Source organism: Streptomyces sp. NPDC001157 (assembly GCF_053598255.1).
This window is the reverse complement of record NZ_JBSFJW010000020.1, coordinates 1-18,075: the sequence shown is the minus strand read 5'-3', so window position 1 is coordinate 18,075 and position 18,075 is coordinate 1. Positions and strand designations below refer to the sequence as shown.

Below are 18,075 nucleotides of genomic sequence, written 5' to 3'. Positions count from 1 at the left end.
GATGACCTCGACCAGCCTGCCGGACAGCCTGATCGCCACCCTTCCCGGCTCCTCCTACACGGATCCGGCGATCTTCGCCCAGGAGCAGGAGCGCATATTCGAGACCATGTGGTTCTGTGTCGCACGCTCCTCCGAGCTGGCCAAGCCCGGCGCCTTCCGCACCGTCGACGTGGGCCGCGAGAGCATCCTCGTCACCCGCTCCCGGGACAACTCGATCCGCGCGTACTTCAACGTGTGCCGGCATCGCGGCGCCAAGCTCTGCACCGAGGAGACCGGCGAGGTCAAGCGGGCCTTCCAGTGCCCCTACCACGCCTGGACCTACGACCTGAACGGCAAGCTGGTAGCGGCCCCCAACCTCACCAAGATGCCGGACGTCGGTCGCACCGAGTACGGCCTGGTCAGCGTGGCCGTGCGCGAATGGCTCGGCTACGTCTGGGTGTGCCTGGCGGAGAACCCGCCCTCCTTCGAGGAGGACGTCGTCGGCGAGGTGATCTCCCGCCTCGGCGACGTGGAGTCGATCGAGCACTACGACATCGACAACCTCTCGGTCGGCAAGCGGATCGTCTACGACGTCAAGGCGAACTGGAAGCTCATCATCGAGAACTTCATGGAGTGCTACCACTGCGCCACGATCCACCCGGAGCTCACCGAGGTGCTCCCGGAGTTCGCGGACGGCTATGCCGCCCAGTACTACGTCGGGCACGGCGCCGAGTTCGGTGAGGAGGTGCAGGGCTTCACGGTCGACGGCTCCGAGGGCCTGGACCGCATCCCGGGGGTCGCCGAGGACCAGGACCGCCGCTACTACGCGATCACGGTCAAGCCGCAGGTCTTCATCAACCTCGTCCCCGACCACGTGATCTTCCACCGGATGTACCCGGTGGCCGTCGACCGCACCATCGTCGAGTGCGACTGGCTCTACCTCCCGCACGTCGTCGAGAGCGGCAAGGACGTCAGCCGGTCCGTGGAACTCTTCGACCGGGTCAACCGCCAGGACTTCGACGCGTGCGAGCGCACACAGCCCGGCATGAGCTCCCGGATGTACGCCAAGGGCGGCGTGCTGGTTCCCAGCGAGCACCACATCGGTGCGTTCCACGACTGGGTGAACGAGCGCCTGGGCACCCCCCGGGGCTGACTCAGCCCAGGTAGCCCATCCGGTGACTGATCTCCTCCGCACCCTTGATCAGCACCGGGGCGAGCTCACGCATCCGCTCCTCCGTGAACCGGTAGGAGGGGCCGGAGGCCGTGACCGCCGCGATGACCTCGCCGTCCCGGTCCAGGACCGGGGCGGCCATGGCGTGCAGACCGATCTCCAGCTCCTCCATGGTCCAGGCGTAGCCGGCCTCCCGCGCCTCCGCGAGGTGCTTCTCCAGCTTGGCCTTCGAGGTGATGGTGTGCGGAGTCACCTTCTTCAGGCCCGCCTCGGCCAGCAGCGCGGCGCGCTCCTTGGCGGGCAGGTACGCCAGCAGGACCTTGCCGCTCGACGTCGCGTGCAGCGGGGTCAGCTGGCCGACCCAGTTGTGCGCGGTGACCGCTCCGGGGCCGCGCACCTGGTACAGGTTGATCGCGTAGTGCTCCTGCAGCACCGCGATGTTGACCGTCTCACCGATCTCCTCGGCGAGCCGCTCACAGACCGGGCGACCCTGCTGCGTGATGTCGATGCGTCCCGTCACCGCACCGGCCAGGCGTACGATGCCGAAGCCGAGCCGGTACTTGCCGCGCTCGCCCGCCTGCTCCACCAGACCGCGTGCCTCCAGGGCGCCGAGAAGGCGGAAGGCGGTGGACTTGTGAACATCGATCTCGGCGGCCACCTCGCTGACCCCGGCCTCGCCGCGCTGCGCGAGGATCTCCAGGACGCTGATGGCTCGGTCGACCGACTGCACTCCGCCGGCCTGCGAATTTGACGTTTCGGTGTCTTGGCTGTGGTTGCTCACTCCGAAACTATACGCGCAGTAAACAACACCACTGCAAGTAACCGTGGCGAAATCAACAACCCGTAAGTTGCGTGGCTCGCAACCTAGTGCGTATAGCGCTACTGGTACTAGCATGCCTCGCGTATCTACGGCGCGAGCGAGACGAGGCACCATGGCTCCCCAATACGACTTCGTCATCGTCGGCGGCGGTTCGGCCGGCAGTGCACTGGCGAACAGACTCTCGGCTGATCCGGCGAACAAGGTGCTGGTCCTGGAGGCAGGCCGCTCCGACTACCCCTGGGACGTCTTCATCCACATGCCCGCGGCACTGACGTACCCGATCGGCAGTCGCTTCTACGACTGGAAGTACGAGTCCGAGCCCGAGCCCCACATGGGCGGCCGGCGCATCTACCACGCGCGCGGCAAGGTGCTGGGCGGCTCCAGCAGCATCAACGGCATGATCTTCCAGCGCGGCAACCCCATGGACTACGAGCGCTGGGCCGCCGACCCCGGCATGGAGACCTGGGACTACGCGCACTGTCTGCCCTACTTCCGGCGCATGGAGAACTGCCTGGCCGCCGACCCGGACGACGAGTTCCGCGGCCACGACGGCCCCCTCGTCCTGGAGCGCGGCCCCGCCGACAACCCCCTCTTCGGCGCCTTCCTCAAGGCCACCCAGGAGGCGGGCTACGCCCCCACGGACGACGTCAACGGCTACCGGCAGGAGGGCTTCGCCAAGTTCGACCGCAACGTCCACCGCGGACGCCGTCTCTCGGCCTCGAAGGCGTACCTCAAGCCCGTCAGGAAGCGCCCCAACCTGACCGTCAAGACCCGCGCCTTCGTCACCCGCGTCCTCTTCGAGGGCAAGAAGGCGGTCGGCGTCGAGTACCAGCGCGGCAAGGGTGCCCCGCAGCAGGTCCGCGCCAAGGAAGTCATCCTGTGCGGTGGCGCGATCAACTCCCCGCAGCTGCTGCAGCTGTCCGGCGTCGGCAACGCGGAGGAGCTGAGCGCCCTCGGCATCGACGTCGTCCACGACCTTCCGGGCGTCGGCGAGAACATGCAGGACCACCTGGAGGTGTACATCCAGTACGCCTGCAAGCAGCCCGTGTCCATGCAGCCGTATCTCGCCAAGTGGCGGGCCCCCTTCATCGGCCTGCAGTGGCTGTTCCGCAAGGGGCCCGCGTCCACGAACCACTTCGAGGCCGGCGGCTTCGCCCGCAGCAACGAGGACGTGGACTACCCCAACCTGATGTTCCACTTCCTGCCGATCGCGGTCCGCTACGACGGCTCCGTACCGGCAGGCGGCCACGGCTACCAGGTCCATGTCGGGCCCATGTACTCCGACGCCATCGGCTCGGTGAAGATCAAGAGCAAGGACCCGCGCGAACACCCGGCGCTGCGCTTCAACTACCTCTCCACCGAGCAGGACCGCCGCGAGTGGGTCGAGGCGATCCGCGTCGCCCGCAAGCTCCTCAACCAGCCCGCGCTCGCGCCCTTCAACGACGGCGAGGTCTCACCCGGCCCGTCCGTGGAGACGGACCAGGAGATCCTCGACTGGGTCGCCAAGGACGGCGAGACCGCCCTGCACCCGTCCTGCACCTGCAAGATGGGCCCCTCCACCGACCAGATGGCCGTCGTCGACCCCACCAGCATGCGCGTGCACGGCGTGGAGGGCCTGCGGGTCGTCGACGCGTCGGTGATGCCGTACGTCACCAACGGCAACATCTACGCCCCGGTGATGATGGTCGCCGAGAAGGCCGCCGACCTGATCCTCGGCAAGGAGCCCCTCGCGCCGTCGAAGGCCGCGTACTACCGCCACCGCGACGCCCAGAAGCAGGCCGGGTAGGGCCGCCTTGAGTGCCACCGGGCTGAGGGCGCTGCTGGACAGCGTCCGCTACGAGGTGCTGCCGGCCAGGGCCACCGAGGAGAAGGTCCTCGCCCATGTCCCGCGCGACGTCGTGGTCACGGTCACGGCGTCGCCGGTCAAGGGCCTGGAGCCGACCCTCGATCTGACGGGCCGGCTCGCCGCGCACGGCTACCGCGTGGTGCCGCACGTGCCCGCGCGGCTGCTGCGGGACGAGGTGCATCTGAAGGAGGTCGTCGAGCGGCTGCGCGAGGCGGGCGTCGACGACGTCTTCGTGCCGGCGGGGGACGCGGACCCGCCGGCCGGGGCCTACGACGGGGCCCTGCCGGTGCTGCGCAGGCTCACCGAGCTGGGCGAGCCCTTCGCCCGCGTGGGCATCACCGGCTACCCCGAGAGCCATCCGCTCATCCACGACGACCTCACCATCCAGGCGATGTGGGACAAGCGCGCCCACGCCACTTACATCGTCAGCAACCTCTGCTTCGACCCGCGCGTGCTGGGGGAGTGGATCGCCCGGATACGGCGGCGGGACGTCACCCTGCCCGTGTACGTGGGCGTCGCCGGGCCCGTACAGCGGACGAAGCTGCTGGCGATGGCGACGAAGATCGGGGTGGGGGAGTCGACGCGGTTCCTGACGAAGCACGCGTCGTGGTTCTTGCGGTTCGCGGCGCCGGGGGGCTATTCACCGGACCGGCTGCTGCAGCGCAGCGAGGCGGGCCTCACGGCGCCTTCGGCGGGGGTGGCGGGGTTGCACCTGTTCACCTTCAACCAGATCGCCGAGACGGAGGCGTGGCGCTGCGCGCTGCTGGAGCGGCTCGGCGGCTGAGGGGGGTGCAGCGGGCGTGCTGGGGGCTGCCGCCCCCAGGCCCCCGCTTCGGCCCTTGAGGGGCCTCGTCCTCAAACGCCGGACGGGCTGGCGGTGCCGACCGGGGGCTGTATACGACTGCGGGGCGGGTCCGGATCCGGACCCGCCCCGCAGCCACTCTTCGCTCAGCGGAAGACCACCGTGCGGTTGCCGTCCACCATCACGCGGCTCTCGCTGTGCCACTTCACCGCGTGGGCCAGCACCTGGGCCTCGACGTCCCGGCCGACCGTGACCAGCTCGCCGGGGTCGAGGGAGTGGTCCACGCGGACCACGTCCTGCTCGATGATCTGGCCCTCGTCCAGGTCCGAGGTCACGTAGTGCGCCGTCGCGCCGACCAGCTTCACTCCTCGGTCGTAGGCCTGGACGTACGGGCGTGCGCCCTTGAAGCTGGGCAGGAAGGAGTGGTGGATGTTGATCGCGCGGCCCTCCAGCTGCTTGCACAGGTCGTCGGAGAGGACCTGCATGTAGCGGGCGAGCACCACGAGGTCGACGTCCAGCTCGCGCACCAGCTCCAGCAGCCGTGCCTCCGCCTCCGGCTTGGTCTCCTTGGTCACCGGGACGTGGTGGAAGGGGATGCCGTAGGTCTCCGCCAGGCCCTCGAAGTCCCGGTGGTTGGAGACGATCGCGGGGATCTCGATGTTGAGGGCGCCGGTGCGGCGGCGGAAGAGCAGGTCGTTGAGACAGTGGCCGAACTTGGACACCATGATCAGTGTCCGGGTCGGGGTCGAGGCGTCCCACAGCTTCCAGGAGATGCGGTAGGCCTCGGCGACCGGACCGAACCGGTAACGCAGAGTTTCCAGATCCGCGTTTGGATCGGAAACGTCGAAGTGCACCCTCATGAAGAAGCGGCCCTGGAGTCGATCATCGAACTGCTGGCTTTCCAGGATGTTGCCGGAGTTCCTGACGAGGAAGCCGCTCACGGCGTGGACCAGTCCGGCGCTGTCGGGACACGAGAGAGTGAGGACGAACTCACGGCCAGGTTGTGGGCGAGGGGACATGTGCGGCCTCCGTCGGTGCGTATTGCACAACAAGGTGAGCGATACGCAACATGGTCGGGCCGGTGTGCCCCTCGGTCAAGAGAGGAAGGGGCATTGACCCCCGTGCGAAATCGTCATCCGCCAACCTCTTGACGTCTGTCTGGACATTCGTCAGGGTGTTCCACCACAAGCAATTGAATGCACGATGCGCAACGAATTTCGGCTGAGAGGCTTGGCGCGTGGCAGATCTGTATGTGGACGGAGAGTGGCGCGAGCCGGTGGCCGGCGGGCGCCGCGAAATCCGCTGCCCCGCCGACGGCACCCTCTCGGCGACCGTAGCGGAAGGGACGCGTGCCGACACGGAGGCCGCGATCGCCGCCGCCCGCAGGGCCTTCGACGAGGGCCCCTGGCCCCGCACCCCCGAGCGCGAGCGCGGCGCCCTGCTGCTGCGCACCGCCGACATCCTCGAGCGCGACGCCAAGGAGTTCGCCCGCGCCGAGTCGCTGGACTCCGGCAAGCGGCTGGTGGAGAGCGAGTACGACATCGCCGACGTCGTCTCCTGCTTCCGCTTCTACGGCGGGATCGGCGGCACCGACGCCGGACGGGTGATCGACACCGGCCGCGACGACGCCATCAGCCGCGTCGTGTACGAGCCGGTCGGCGTGTGCGGACTGATCACCCCCTGGAACTACCCGCTGCTGCAGGCCAGTTGGAAGGTCGCCCCGGCGCTTCTGGCCGGCAACACGATCGTCCTGAAGCCCAGCGAGCTCACCCCCTCCACCTCCATCCTGCTGATGAAGGCGCTGGAGGAGGCCGGACTCCCGGCCGGCGCCGCCAACCTCGTCCTGGGCACCGGCCCCGAGGTCGGCGCACCGCTCTCCGAGGACCCGCGCGTCGACATGGTCTCCTTCACCGGAGGCCTGGAGACCGGCAAGCGGATCATGGCCACCGCAGCCGCCACCGTGAAGAAGGTGGCGCTGGAACTCGGCGGCAAGAACCCCAACGTCGTCTTCGCCGACGCCGACTTCGAGACGGCCGTCGACTTCGCCCTCACCGCCGTCTTCCTGCACTCCGGGCAGGTCTGCTCGGCCGGCGCCCGGCTGATCGTCGAGGACTCGCTGCACGACCGCTTCGTCGACGAGGTGGTACGGCGCGCGCGCCTGATCCGGCTGGGCGGGCCCTTCGACGCCGATGCCGAGACCGGGGCGCTGATCTCCGCCCAGCATCTGTCGAAGGTCGAGGCGTACGTCGCCGCGGGCATCGCCGAGGGCGCCGTACTGCGCTGCGGCGGTCAGCGGCCCGACGACCCGGCCTTGGCGAACGGCCACTACTTCCCGCCGACCGTGCTCGACGAGTGCACGCAGGACATGAGCGTGGTGCACGAGGAGTCCTTCGGGCCCGTGCTGACCATCGAACGCTTCACCGACGAGGACGATGCCGTACGCATCGCCAACGACACCGAGTACGGACTCGCCGGCGCCGTCTGGACACAGGACGCCGGCAAGGCCCAGCGCGTCGCCCGGCGGCTGCGCCACGGCACGGTGTGGATCAACGACTACCACCCCTATGTGCCGCAAGCGGAATGGGGTGGCTTCGGGCACTCGGGCACGGGCCGGGAGCTGGGACCGACCGGCCTGGACGAGTACCGAGAGCCCAAGCACATCTGGCAGAACATCCAACCCCGGCCGCAGCGCTGGTTCCGCGGCTGAACGCCGAAATGAGGTCGATCGTGACCCCCACACAGACAGAGGTGCCGCAGCGGCGTGGCACCCCCCAGGACTCGGACGGCACGCCCGTCATATCCGTGCGCAATCTGTGGAAGGTGTTCGGGCCGAAGGCCGACCGGGTGCCGCAATCGGAGGAGCTGTGCGGCCTCAGCCGCCGCGAGCTCATGGACCGCACCGGATGCACCGCCGCCGTACGCGACGTCAACTTCGACGTCGCGCCCGGCGAGGTCTTCGTCGTCATGGGCCTGTCCGGCTCCGGCAAGTCCACCCTGGTGCGATGTCTGACCCGGCTGATCGAACCCACCTCGGGCGAGGTCGTCTTCGAGGGCCAGGACATCCGTGAGGCGGACGCGGCCCGGCTGCGCGACCTGCGCCGCCGCAAGTTCTCCATGGTCTTCCAGCACTTCGGGCTGCTGCCCCACCGCCGGGTCGTGGACAACGTGGCCTTCGGCCTGGAGATCCGCGGCATGAGCAGGGCCGAGCGCACCAAGCGCGCCCTGGAGGTCGTCGAGCTGGTCGGCCTGTCCGGCTACGAGAACTCCTACCCCGACCAGCTCTCCGGCGGTATGCAGCAGCGCGTCGGCCTGGCCCGGGCGCTCGCCGGAGACCCGGACGTGCTCTTCTTCGACGAGCCGTTCTCCGCGCTCGACCCGCTGATCCGCCGCGACATGCAGAACGAGGTCATCCGGCTGCACCACGAGGTCGGCAAGACGATGGTGTTCATCACCCACGACCTCTCCGAGGCGCTGAAGCTGGGCGACCGCATCCTGATCATGCGCGACGGCAAGATGGTCCAGTGCGGCACCGGCGACGAGCTGGTCGGCGCCCCGGCCGACGACTACGTCCGCGAGTTCGTCAAGGACGTGCCGCGCGGCGACGTCCTCACCCTGCGCTGGATCATGCGGGCACCGGAGGACGGCGACGAGCTGGACGGTCCCGAACTGGGCCCGGACGTCGTGGTGAAGGAGGCCACCCGGGCGGTGCTCGCGGCCGACAAGCCGATCAAGGTCGTCGAGAACGGCAAGCTGCTCGGCATCGTCGGCGACGAGGAGATCCTCGCGGTGGTCGCCGGGCAGGAAGGCGGCGCGTGATGACCGTCGCCGTGGAGACACCCGAGAAGACGGAGGCCGCGGAACCGGTCGCGCCCGTCAAGACGGCCCGAAGGATCAGCCGGCCCATGGTGCTCGGCGCGATCCTCGTCGTCTGGCTGGTGCTCTTCGCCGTACTGCGCGGCAAGCAGACGCTGACGCTGGCGGCCGCCGACCTGACCGATCTGCACCGCTGGATCAACGACCTCAACGACTCCATCGGCGCCAACCGCAACTCCAACCCGCTCTTCCTGTACTTCTTCAACGAGATCCGGCTGGTCGTCGACAACCTGGCGACCTTCATCCAGCACCTGATCTCCCAGCCGTCCGGCGCCCGCCCGGTCCCGGAGATCGGCTGGCTCGGCGTCGTCGGTATCGCCGGCTACGTCTCCTGGGCCGTGGGCAACTGGCGGGTCGCGCTGCTGGCCGTGGCCGGGTTCACCTTCTTCGGGCTGCAGGGGCTGTGGCAGCAGAGCATGGACACCCTCTCCCTCACCCTCTCCGCGGTGTGCGTGGCGCTGCTGTTCGCGATCCCGCTCGGGGTGTGGGCGGGGCTGTCGGACCGGTTCAACCGGATCGTCAGGCCCTTCCTGGACTTCATGCAGACGATGCCGACCTTCGTCTACCTGGCACCACTGACCCTGTTCTTCCTCATCGGCGGCGCCTCCGCCACCATCGCCACCGTGATCTACGCGGCCCCGCCGACGATCCGCATCACCGCGCACGCCATCCGCAACGTCTCCCCGACGACGGTCGAGGCGGCCGACTCCCTCGGCGCCACCCGCCGCCAGTCGCTGCTGAAGGTGCTGCTGCCGATGTCGAAGCGGACCGTGGTGATGGGCGTGAACCAGACCATCATGGCCGCCCTGGCCATGGTGACCATCGCGGCCCTGATCAACGCGCCCGGGCTCGGCCCCGTCGTCCTCCAGGCGCTGCAGTCGCTCGACGTCGGCACCGCCTTCAACGCGGGTCTCGCCATCGTCGTCATGGCGATCGTCCTGGACCGGGTGACCACCGCGGCCGCCGCACGCGAGGAGAACGCGCGGAACGCCAAGCACGACTTCGCGAAGTGGCGGCGGCCCCTGCTGGGCGCCGGCGCCGCGGTCACGGCGGTCCTGATCTACCTGTCGCACACCTACCTGTGGGCGGCCGACTTCCCCGGTGACGGCACGGTCGGCAGCCACATCGCGAGCGCGGCGGACACTGCGACCAACTGGGTGCAGGACAGCCTCTCGGGCATCACCAACGCCATCCGTGACGTCATCACCAACGGTCTGCTCAACCCGTTCCAGACGCTGGTCACCGACTCCCCGTGGTGGCTCGTCGGCGCGGTGCTGGTGGCGCTGGGCGTGGTGCTCGGCGGCTGGAAGTCCGGGCTCACCACGGCCGTGTGCGTGGGCCTGCTGGTCGGCACCGGTCTGTGGTCGGACGCCATGACCACCCTGGCCTCGACGCTCGTCGCGACGGTCCTGGTGATGGTGCTCGGCATCGTCTTCGGGGTGTGGATGGGGCGCAGCATGATGGTGGACCGGCTGATCCGGCCCACCCTGGACGCCGCCCAGGTCATGCCGCCCTTCGTCTACCTCGTGCCGTTCCTCGCGCTGTTCGGCCCCACGCGCTTCACGGCCATCGTCGCCGCGATCGTCTACGGGGCCCCCGTCGCCATGAAGATCATCGCCGACGGGATCCGGGCCGTGCCCGAGACCACCGTGGAGGCGGCCACCTCCGCCGGGTGCAACACCTGGCAGATCATCACCAAGGTTCAACTGCCGATGTCACGCAGTGCCCTGACGCTCGCGACCAACCAGGGCCTGATCTACGTGCTGTCGATGGTTGTTGTGGGCGGCCTGGTAGGGGCAGGCGCTCTCGGCTACGACGTCGTGGCCGGTTTCTCACAGGGGCAGCTGTACGGGAAGGGGCTTGCCGCGGGTGTGGCCATCGTCCTTCTCGGAGTCATGTTCGACCGGATCACTCAGGCCGCGGCGCGCCGCGCCAGCGCTTAAGGAGCACGACACCATGGCAAGACACTGGCGAGCCGGCGCGGCCGGCCTGGCCGTCCTCGGCCTCACCCTCACCGCGTGCGGCGGGGCGAAGGTCGGCGACAGCTCCTCCGCGGGCTCGGGAAGCTCGGGCAAGTGCGGCACCTTCAACCTGGCTGTCAACCCGTGGGTGGGTTACGAGGCGGACGCAGCGGTCGTCGCGTACGTCGCCCAGCACAACCTCGGCTGTACGGTCACCAAGAAGAACCTCAAGGAAGAGATCGCCTGGCAGGGCTTCGGCACCGGCGAGGTCGACGCGGTCCTGGAGAACTGGGGCCACCCCGACCTGGTGAAGAAGTACATCGACCAGCAGAAGACCGCCGTGGACGCCGGCCCGACGGGCAACAAAGGCATCATCGGCTGGTACGTGCCGCCGTGGCTGGCCAAGGCGCACCCCGACATCCTCGACTGGAAGAACCTCAACAAGTACGCGTCGAAGTTCAAGACGTCCGAGTCGGGCGGCAAGGGCCAGCTCCTGGACGGCGACCCGTCGTACGTCACCAACGACGAGGCGCTGGTCAAGAACCTGAAGCTGAACTTCAAGGTGGTGTACGCGGGCAGCGAGACGGCGCTGATCCAGGCCTTCCGCACCGCCGAGAAGAACAAGCAGTGGGCGATCGGCTACTTCTACGAACCGCAGTGGTTCCTGTCCGAGGTGCCGCTGAAGAAGGTCAGCCTGCCCGCCTACAAGACGGGCTGCGACACCGACGCGGCGAAGGTCGCCTGCGACTATCCCGTCTACAACCTCAACAAGATAGTCAGCGCGAAGTTCGCCAAGGCCGGCAGCCCCGCCTACAACCTGGTGAAGAACTTCAACTGGACGAACGACGACCAGAACGAGGTCGCCAAGTACATCGCCCAGGACAAGATGACGGACGACGCGGCGGCCAAGAAGTGGGTCGAGGCCAACAAGGACAAGGTCGACGCCTGGATCAAGTGAGCTGAGGCCACGGGCCGGTTGAACATGCCCGGCGGGCGGTACGCGCAGTCGCGTACCGCCCGCCGGGCATCGCCGTGTTTCGGCCCGTTTTCCGACGTCACAGACCCCTTGACACCCCCTCCCGCGACAGGCACGCTGAGTTGCGCAACCTGAATCACGTTGCGCACAAAGCAACTCGACGGTTTTGAATTTCGGAGGTGCGGCGATGGCGGGACCCCGAGTGGTGATCATCGGAGCGGGCGTCGTGGGAGCGGCCCTCGCTGACGAGATCTCCGCGCGAGGCTGGACCGAAGTGACCGTGGTCGACCAGGGCCCGCTGCCCGCCACGGGAGGCTCCACCTCACATGCGCCGGGCCTGGTATTCCAGACCAACTCCTCCAAGACCATGACCGAGCTGGCCCGCTACACCGTCGAGAAGTTCTGCTCCCTCGATGTCGACGGCAAGCCCTGCTTCCTGCAGGTCGGCGGCCTCGAAGTGGCGACCACCCCGGAGCGCCTCGCGGAACTGCACCGCCGCCACGGCTGGATCACCGCCTGGGGCATCGAAGCCCGGCTGCTGAGCGCCGACGAATGCGTCGAGCAGCACCCGCTGGTCAACCGGGACAAGGTCCTCGGCGGCCTCCTCGTCCCCACGGACGGCCTGGCCAAGGCGGTCCTCGCCGTGGAGGCACAGATCCGCCGCGCCACCGAGCGCGGCGTGACCTTCCTGGCCCGCCACGAGGTCCTGGACGTCCAGCAGGCCGACGGCCGCGTCACCGGCGTCCTCACCGACCAGGGCGAGATCGCGGCCGACATCGTCGTGTGCTGCGCCGGCATCTGGGGCCCGAAGATCGCCCGCATGGTGGGCATGAACCTCCCGCTGACCCCGCTCGCCCACCAGCTCGCCTGGACCGGTCCCGTCCCGGCGCTCGCCGGCCAGACCGAGGAGGCGGTCCGCCCGATCCTGCGCCACCAGGACGCCGACCTCTACTACCGCGACCGCTTCGACGGCATCGGCATCGGCTACTACGGCCACCGCCCGATGCCCATCACCGCCGACGAGATCCTCTCCGTCGACGAGGCCGCCGACATGCCCTCGGTCATGAAGTTCACCGAGGAGGACTTCGAGCCCGCCTGGGCCGAGACCCAGTCCCTGCTCCCCGCGACGCGGGAGGCCAAGGTCGAGGAGGGCATCAACGGCCTGTTCTCCTTCACCACCGACAACTTCCCGCTGCTCGGCGAGTCGAGCGACGTCAAGGGCTTCTGGGTCGCCGAGGCCGTCTGGGTCACGCACTCGGCGGGCGTCGGCCGGGCCATGGCCGAGTGGCTGGTCGACGGCTACTGCTCCTCCTTCGACCTGCACGAGTGCGACGTCAACCGCTTCGAGCCGCACCAGCTCTCCCCGGAGTACGTCCTGGCCCGCGACTGCCAGAACTTCGTCGAGGTCTACGACATCCTCCACCCCCTCCAGCCGTCCGGGAAGCCGCGCCCGATCCGCACCAGCCCCTTCCACGCCCGCCAGCAGGAGCACGGCGCCTTCTTCCTGGAGGCGAACGGCTGGGAGCGCCCGCAGTGGTACGAGGCCAACGCCTCCCTCGTCGAGGGCCGCAACATCCCCACGCCCAACGACTGGGCGGCGCAGTACTGGTCGCCCATCGTCGGCGCGGAGGCGCAGGCCACCCGCGAGACCGTCGCCATGTACGACATGACGGCCCTCAAGCGCCTCGAGGTCAGCGGCCCCGGCGCCGCCGACTTCCTGGAGGGCCTGACCACGAGCAAGGTCGCCAAGTCGGTCGGCTCGGTGACGTACACCCTGCTGCTCGACCACGACGGCGGCATCCGCAGCGACGTCACCGTCGCCCGCCTGGCCCCCGACCTCTTCCAGGTCGGCGCCAACGGCAACCTCGACCTCGACTGGTTCACCCGCCACCTCCCCGCCGACGGCACCGTCCAGGTCCGCGACATCACCCCCGGCACCTGCTGCATCGGCCTGTGGGGCCCGCTGGCCCGCAAGGTCCTGCAGCCGCTGACGGACGAGGACTTCTCCAACGACGGGTTGAAGTACTTCCGTGCCAAGCGCGCCTACATCGGCTCGGTGCCGGTGACCGCGATGCGGCTGTCGTACGTCGGTGAACTCGGCTGGGAGCTGTACACCACCGCCGACCAGGGCCAGAAGCTGTGGGACACCCTGTGGCAGGCGGCCAAGCCGCTGGGGGGCATCATCGCCGGACGCGGCGCCTTCAACAGCCTCCGCCTGGAGAAGGGGTACCGGTCCTTCGGCACGGACATGACCTACGAGCACGACCCGTACGAGGCCGGGGTCGGGTTCGCCGTGAAGCTCGACAAGGGTGAGTTCATCGGCAAGGCCGCGCTTGAGCGCCGCAAGGAGAACGTGCGGCGCAAGTTGACCTGCCTCACCATCGACGACCCGCAGTCCGTCGTCCTCGGCAAGGAGCCGGTGTTCGACGGTGACCGTGCGGTCGGTTATGTCACCAGCGCGGCGTACGGCTACACGATCGGCAAGGGCATTGCGTATGCGTGGCTGCCGAGTGAGCTGGCCGCTCCTGGGACGACGCTGCAGATCGGGTACTTCGATCAGCGCATCGAGGCGGTCGTGGCCGAGGAGCCGCTGTTCGACCCGACGATGTCCCGTCTTCGTGGGTGAGTGGTTCGTAGGGGTTGCCTCGATGGGTTGTCGATCGTCTGCTCGTGAGTCGTGGCTGGTCGCGCCGTTCCTCGCGCCCCTTAAGAAGCTGCAGTTGCCCTATGGGAAGGAGTGCCGTCCGTGACCGCACAGGTGCTCGACGGCAAGGCCACCGCCGCCAAGATCCGACGCGAACTCGCCGAGCGCGTCGCCAAGTTGACCGCCGGCGGCGGGCGTCCGCCCGGCCTCGGCACCGTTCTCGTCGGCGACGACCCCGGCAGTCATGCCTACGTCGGCGGGAAGCACCGGGACTGTGCTCAGGTGGGGATCGCCTCCATCCGCCGGGATCTGCCCGCGGACGCGACCCAGCAGCAGGTCGAGGACGTCATCGACGAGCTCAACGCCGACCCGGCCTGCACCGGCTACATCGTCCAGCTCCCGCTTCCGGGGCACCTGGACGCGGGCGCCGTACTGGCCCGCATGGACCCGGCCAAGGACGCCGACGGACTGCACCCCGTGAACCTCGGCCGGCTCGTCCTGGGCACCGAGGCGCCGCTGCCCTGCACCCCGCGCGGCATCGTCGAACTGCTCCGCCGCTACCAGGTGCCCCTCGCGGGCGCCCGGGTGTGCGTGATCGGACGCGGGATCACAGTCGGACGGCCCATCGGCCTCCTCCTGACCCGTCGCTCCGAGAACGCCACCGTCACCCTCTGCCACACCGGCACCAAGGGCCTGCCCTGGCACGTGCGCGAGGCGGACATCGTCATCGCGGCCGCCGGCTCGCCCGGACTGATCACCAAGGACATGCTGCGCCCCGGCGCGGCCGTCCTGGACGTCGGCATCACCCGCACCGAGAACGGGCTGGTCGGCGACATCCACCCGGCGGCCGCCGAGGTCGCCGGCTGGCTCGCGCCGATGCCCGGGGGAGTTGGACCCATGACCCGCGCGATGTTGCTGGCCAACGTCGTCGAGGCCGCCGAGAGGAACGCGAACGCCGTATGAACGCGCTGAACACCCCCCTGGCGGAGCTGGACCCCGAGGTCCACGAAGCGCTCGCCGCCGAACTGCACCGCCAGCAGTCCACCCTGGAGATGATCGCCTCCGAGAACTTCGCCCCCACCGCGGTGATGGAGGCCCAGGGCTCGGTCGCGACCAACAAGTACGCCGAGGGCTACCCCGGCCGCCGCTACTACGGCGGCTGTGAACATGTCGACGTCACCGAGCGCCTGGCGATCGAGCGCATCAAGTCCCTCTTCGGAGCGGGGTTCGCCAACGTCCAGCCGCACTCCGGCGCCCAGGCCAACACCGCCGTCTTCTTCGCGCTGCTCCAGCCCGGCGACACGATCCTCGGCCTGGACCTCGCGCACGGCGGCCACCTCACGCACGGCATGCGGATCAACTACAGCGGCAAGATGCTGAACGTGGTGCCCTACCACGTGTCCGAGGCCGACAACCTGGTCGACATGGACGAGGTCGAGCAGCTCGCCAAGGAACACCGCCCCAAGATGATCATCGCGGGCTGGTCGGCCTACCCCAGGCAGCTGGACTTCGCGGCCTTCCGCCGGATCGCCGACGAGGTCGGCGCCCTGCTGATGGTGGACATGGCGCACTTCGCGGGCCTGGTGGCCGCGGGACTGCACCCGAACCCGGTCCCGCACGCCCACGTCACCACCACGACCACCCACAAGACCCTCGGCGGCCCGCGCGGCGGAGTGATCCTCACCAACGAGGCCGACCTCGCCAAGAAGATCAACTCGGCGGTGTTCCCGGGTATGCAGGGCGGCCCGCTGGAGCACGTGATCGCCGCGAAGGCGGTGTCCTTCAAGGTCGCCGCGTCCCCGGAGTTCGCCGAGCGCCAGGCCCGTACGCTGGCCGGTTCCCGCATCCTGGCCGAGCGCCTCACGCAGCCGGACGCGGCGGCAGCGGGCGTGAAGGTCCTCACCGGAGGCACGGAAGTCCACCTGGTCCTGGTGGACCTGCGGGAGTCGCCGCTGGACGGCCGCCAGGCGGAGGACCTCCTCCACGAGATCGGCATCACCGTCAACCGCAACGCGGTCCCCTTCGACCCCCGCCCGCCGATGGTCACCTCGGGCCTGCGCATCGGCACCCCGGCGCTGGCCACCCGCGGCTTCACGGAGGAGGACTTCACGGAGGTCGCCGACGTGATCGCGCTGGCCCTCCAGCCCGGACCCGACATCGCGGCCCTGCGCGCCCGCACCGAGGCCCTGGCCGCCAAGCACCCGCTCTACCCGCACCTTTCCGGTACTTCAGGAGACGCCCGATGAGCCCCACCACCCCCGGCGCCGACCTCCCCGACCACCCGGACTTCCTCTGGCGCAACCCGGAGCCGAAGCGGTCGTACGACGTGGTGATCGTGGGCGGCGGCGGCCACGGCCTGGCCACCGCCCACTACCTGGCCAAGAACCACGGCATCACCAACGTCGCCGTACTGGAGAAGGGCTGGCTCGCGGGCGGCAACATGGCCCGCAACACCACGATCATCCGCTCCAACTACCTGTGGGACGAGAGCGCGGGCATCTACGAGCACGCCCTCAAACTCTGGGAGGGCCTGGACGAGGAGCTGGACTACCCGATCCTCTTCTCCCAGCGCGGTGTGCTGAACCTCGCCCACAGCCTCCAGGACGTCCGCGACAGCGTCCGTCGCGTCGAGGCGAACCGCCTCAACGGCGTGGACGCAGAGTGGCTGGACGCCGAGCAGGTGAAGGAAGTCTGCCCGATCGTCAACATCTCTCCGGACGTGCGCTACCCGGTCCTCGGCGGCACCTACCAGCCCCGCGCAGGCATCGCCAAGCACGACTACGTGGCCTGGGGTTTCGCCCGCTCCGCGGATGCGGCCGGCATCGACATCATCCAGAACTGCGAGGTCACCGGCCTGGACGTGGTCGGCGGCCGAGTGGTCGGGGTCCAGACCGACCTGGGCCCGATCGCGGCCGGCAAGGTGGCCCTCTGCTCCGCCGGCCACACCTCGGTCCTCGCCGCCATGGCAGGCATCGACCTCCCGGTCCAGAGCCACCCCCTCCAGGCCCTGGTCTCGGAGCTCCTGGAACCGGTGCACCCCACCGTGGTCATGTCCAACGCCGTCCACGTGTACGTCAGCCAGGCACACAAGGGCGAGCTGGTGATGGGCGCGGGCATCGACGCGTACAACTCCTACACCCAGCGCGGCGCCTTCCACATCATCGAGGACCAGATGGCGGCGGCCCTGGAGCTCTTCCCGGTCTTCGCCCGCGCCCACGTCCTGCGCACCTGGGGCGGCATCGTCGACGTCAGCCCCGACGCCTCGCCGATCGTCGGCCTCAGCCCCGTCGACAACCTCTACCTCAACTGCGGCTGGGGCACGGGCGGCTTCAAGGCCACCCCGGGCGTCGGCTGGGTCTACGCCCACACCATCGCCCACGACACGCCCCACCCGCTCAACGCCCCCTTCTCGCTCGACCGTTTCACCACCGGCGCGCTCGTCGACGAGCACGGCGCTGCCGCGGTGGCCCACTAGGGAGCCCGAACCATGCTGTTGATCTCATGCCCGTGGTGCGGGCCCCGCGACGAGTCCGAGTTCCACTACGGCGGCCAGGCCCATGTCCCGTATCCCGAGGACCCGTCGTCCCTGACCGACGAAGAGTGGGCCAAGTACCTCTTCTTCCGCGACAACCCCAAGGGCCCCTTCGCCGAACGCTGGAGCCACTCGGCGGGCTGCCGCCGCTGGTTCAACGCGGTCCGGGACACGTCGACGAACGAGATCCTGGCGGTGTACCGGGCGGGGGAAGCACGTCCGGCGACTCACGAGCCCCGGCCAGTACAACCAGCCCGTCCGGCGTTTGAGGACGAGGCCCCTTCAGGGCCGACCGGGGGTCTGGGGGCAGAGCCCCCAGCCGGGGTCCAGGGGGCAGGCCCCCGGGTTTCGGGAAGGGGCGGGGTGGGGGAGAACCAGCCGTTCCGCCTGACCACCGGCGGCCGAGTCGACCGCGACACCCCCCTGACCTTCACTTTCGACGGCATTGAATACCAGGGCTACCGCACCGAC

Annotated in this window: 14 protein-coding genes; 12 read left to right on the top strand and 2 right to left on the bottom strand. The window is 69.2% G+C overall.

Annotation, left to right across the window (positions count from 1 at the left end; all coding sequences use genetic code 11):
* Nucleotide 1: 1 nt before the first annotated feature.
* Nucleotides 2–1,132: an aromatic ring-hydroxylating oxygenase subunit alpha gene (locus ACWDAG_RS29070; RefSeq protein WP_450698511.1), complete on the top strand. Its 1,131-nt coding sequence runs from the start codon at nucleotides 2–4 to the stop codon at nucleotides 1,130–1,132.
* Between the two features lies 1 nt (nucleotide 1,133).
* Here the strand turns inward: ACWDAG_RS29070 and ACWDAG_RS29065 are convergent, their stop codons facing one another.
* Nucleotides 1,134–1,880 (bottom strand): IclR family transcriptional regulator, encoded by a 747-nt coding sequence (locus ACWDAG_RS29065; protein ID WP_383667606.1) that lies wholly within the window; start codon nucleotides 1,878–1,880, stop codon nucleotides 1,134–1,136.
* Nucleotides 1,881–2,082: 202 nt separating this feature from the next.
* Between ACWDAG_RS29065 and betA the strand changes: the two genes are divergently transcribed.
* Both betA and ACWDAG_RS29055 read left to right on the top strand, forming a co-directional pair.
* Entirely contained in the window at nucleotides 2,083–3,756 is a 1,674-nt protein-coding gene (gene betA, locus ACWDAG_RS29060) for a choline dehydrogenase (protein ID WP_450698510.1), read from the top strand.
* A gap of 7 nt (nucleotides 3,757–3,763) precedes the next feature.
* On the top strand, nucleotides 3,764–4,600 hold the full coding sequence (locus ACWDAG_RS29055) for a 5,10-methylenetetrahydrofolate reductase (protein ID WP_450698509.1): 837 nt from the start codon (nucleotides 3,764–3,766) through the stop codon (nucleotides 4,598–4,600).
* Nucleotides 4,601–4,764: 164 nt separating this feature from the next.
* Here the strand turns inward: ACWDAG_RS29055 and purU are convergent, their stop codons facing one another.
* A complete protein-coding gene (gene purU, locus ACWDAG_RS29050; RefSeq protein WP_099927114.1) occupies nucleotides 4,765–5,637 on the bottom strand; it encodes a formyltetrahydrofolate deformylase in 873 nt (290 codons plus the stop codon).
* Nucleotides 5,638–5,855: 218 nt separating this feature from the next.
* On the opposite strand from purU, the gene ACWDAG_RS29045 reads away from it, so the two are divergent.
* The 9 genes from ACWDAG_RS29045 to ACWDAG_RS29005 all read left to right on the top strand — a co-directional run.
* The gene (locus tag ACWDAG_RS29045; RefSeq protein WP_450698508.1) at nucleotides 5,856–7,325 is read left to right on the top strand and encodes an aldehyde dehydrogenase family protein; all 1,470 of its coding nucleotides are present in this window, start codon (nucleotides 5,856–5,858) and stop codon (nucleotides 7,323–7,325) included.
* 20 nt (nucleotides 7,326–7,345) lie between these two features.
* Nucleotides 7,346–8,434, top strand: coding sequence for a quaternary amine ABC transporter ATP-binding protein (locus ACWDAG_RS29040; protein ID WP_450698507.1), 1,089 nt, complete (start codon nucleotides 7,346–7,348; stop codon nucleotides 8,432–8,434).
* The gene (locus ACWDAG_RS29035) at nucleotides 8,434–10,434 is read left to right on the top strand and encodes an ABC transporter permease (RefSeq protein WP_450698506.1); all 2,001 of its coding nucleotides are present in this window, start codon (nucleotides 8,434–8,436) and stop codon (nucleotides 10,432–10,434) included. Before ACWDAG_RS29040 ends, ACWDAG_RS29035 begins: the two co-directional genes overlap by 1 nt.
* A 13-nt stretch (nucleotides 10,435–10,447) precedes the next feature.
* Nucleotides 10,448–11,410, top strand: a complete 963-nt coding sequence (locus ACWDAG_RS29030; protein ID WP_450698505.1) for an ABC transporter substrate-binding protein — start codon at nucleotides 10,448–10,450, stop codon at nucleotides 11,408–11,410.
* Nucleotides 11,411–11,615: 205 nt separating this feature from the next.
* Nucleotides 11,616–14,054, top strand: coding sequence for a GcvT family protein (locus ACWDAG_RS29025; RefSeq protein ID WP_450698504.1), 2,439 nt, complete (start codon nucleotides 11,616–11,618; stop codon nucleotides 14,052–14,054).
* Between the two features lie 120 nt (nucleotides 14,055–14,174).
* Nucleotides 14,175–15,035, top strand: coding sequence for a bifunctional methylenetetrahydrofolate dehydrogenase/methenyltetrahydrofolate cyclohydrolase (locus ACWDAG_RS29020; protein ID WP_450698503.1), 861 nt, complete (start codon nucleotides 14,175–14,177; stop codon nucleotides 15,033–15,035).
* Nucleotides 15,032–16,318 carry a serine hydroxymethyltransferase gene (gene glyA, locus ACWDAG_RS29015; protein WP_450698502.1) on the top strand — a complete coding sequence of 429 codons (1,287 nt, stop codon included), beginning with the start codon at nucleotides 15,032–15,034 and terminating at the stop codon, nucleotides 16,316–16,318. Before ACWDAG_RS29020 ends, glyA begins: the two co-directional genes overlap by 4 nt.
* Nucleotides 16,315–17,547, top strand: a complete 1,233-nt coding sequence (locus tag ACWDAG_RS29010) for a sarcosine oxidase subunit beta family protein (protein WP_450698501.1) — start codon at nucleotides 16,315–16,317, stop codon at nucleotides 17,545–17,547. Before glyA ends, ACWDAG_RS29010 begins: the two co-directional genes overlap by 4 nt.
* Nucleotides 17,548–17,559: 12 nt before the next feature.
* The coding region (locus ACWDAG_RS29005; RefSeq protein ID WP_450698500.1) for a sarcosine oxidase subunit delta at nucleotides 17,560–18,075 on the top strand (516 nt) is incomplete at its 3' end.

What these genes read in the sequence shown, in the direction of transcription:
- ACWDAG_RS29070 (WP_450698511.1), top strand. Translation starts at nt 2, where the DNA reads ATGACCTCGACCAGCCTGCCGGACAGCCTGATCGCCACCCTTCCCGGC.
- betA (WP_450698510.1), top strand. Translation starts at nt 2,083, where the DNA reads ATGGCTCCCCAATACGACTTCGTCATCGTCGGCGGCGGTTCGGCCGGC.
- purU (WP_099927114.1), bottom strand. Translation starts at nt 5,637, where the DNA reads ATGTCCCCTCGCCCACAACCTGGCCGTGAGTTCGTCCTCACTCTCTCG.
- ACWDAG_RS29035 (WP_450698506.1), top strand. Translation starts at nt 8,434, where the DNA reads ATGACCGTCGCCGTGGAGACACCCGAGAAGACGGAGGCCGCGGAACCG.
- ACWDAG_RS29030 (WP_450698505.1), top strand. Translation starts at nt 10,448, where the DNA reads ATGGCAAGACACTGGCGAGCCGGCGCGGCCGGCCTGGCCGTCCTCGGC.
- ACWDAG_RS29025 (WP_450698504.1), top strand. Translation starts at nt 11,616, where the DNA reads ATGGCGGGACCCCGAGTGGTGATCATCGGAGCGGGCGTCGTGGGAGCG.
- glyA (WP_450698502.1), top strand. Translation starts at nt 15,032, where the DNA reads ATGAACGCGCTGAACACCCCCCTGGCGGAGCTGGACCCCGAGGTCCAC.
- ACWDAG_RS29010 (WP_450698501.1), top strand. Translation starts at nt 16,315, where the DNA reads ATGAGCCCCACCACCCCCGGCGCCGACCTCCCCGACCACCCGGACTTC.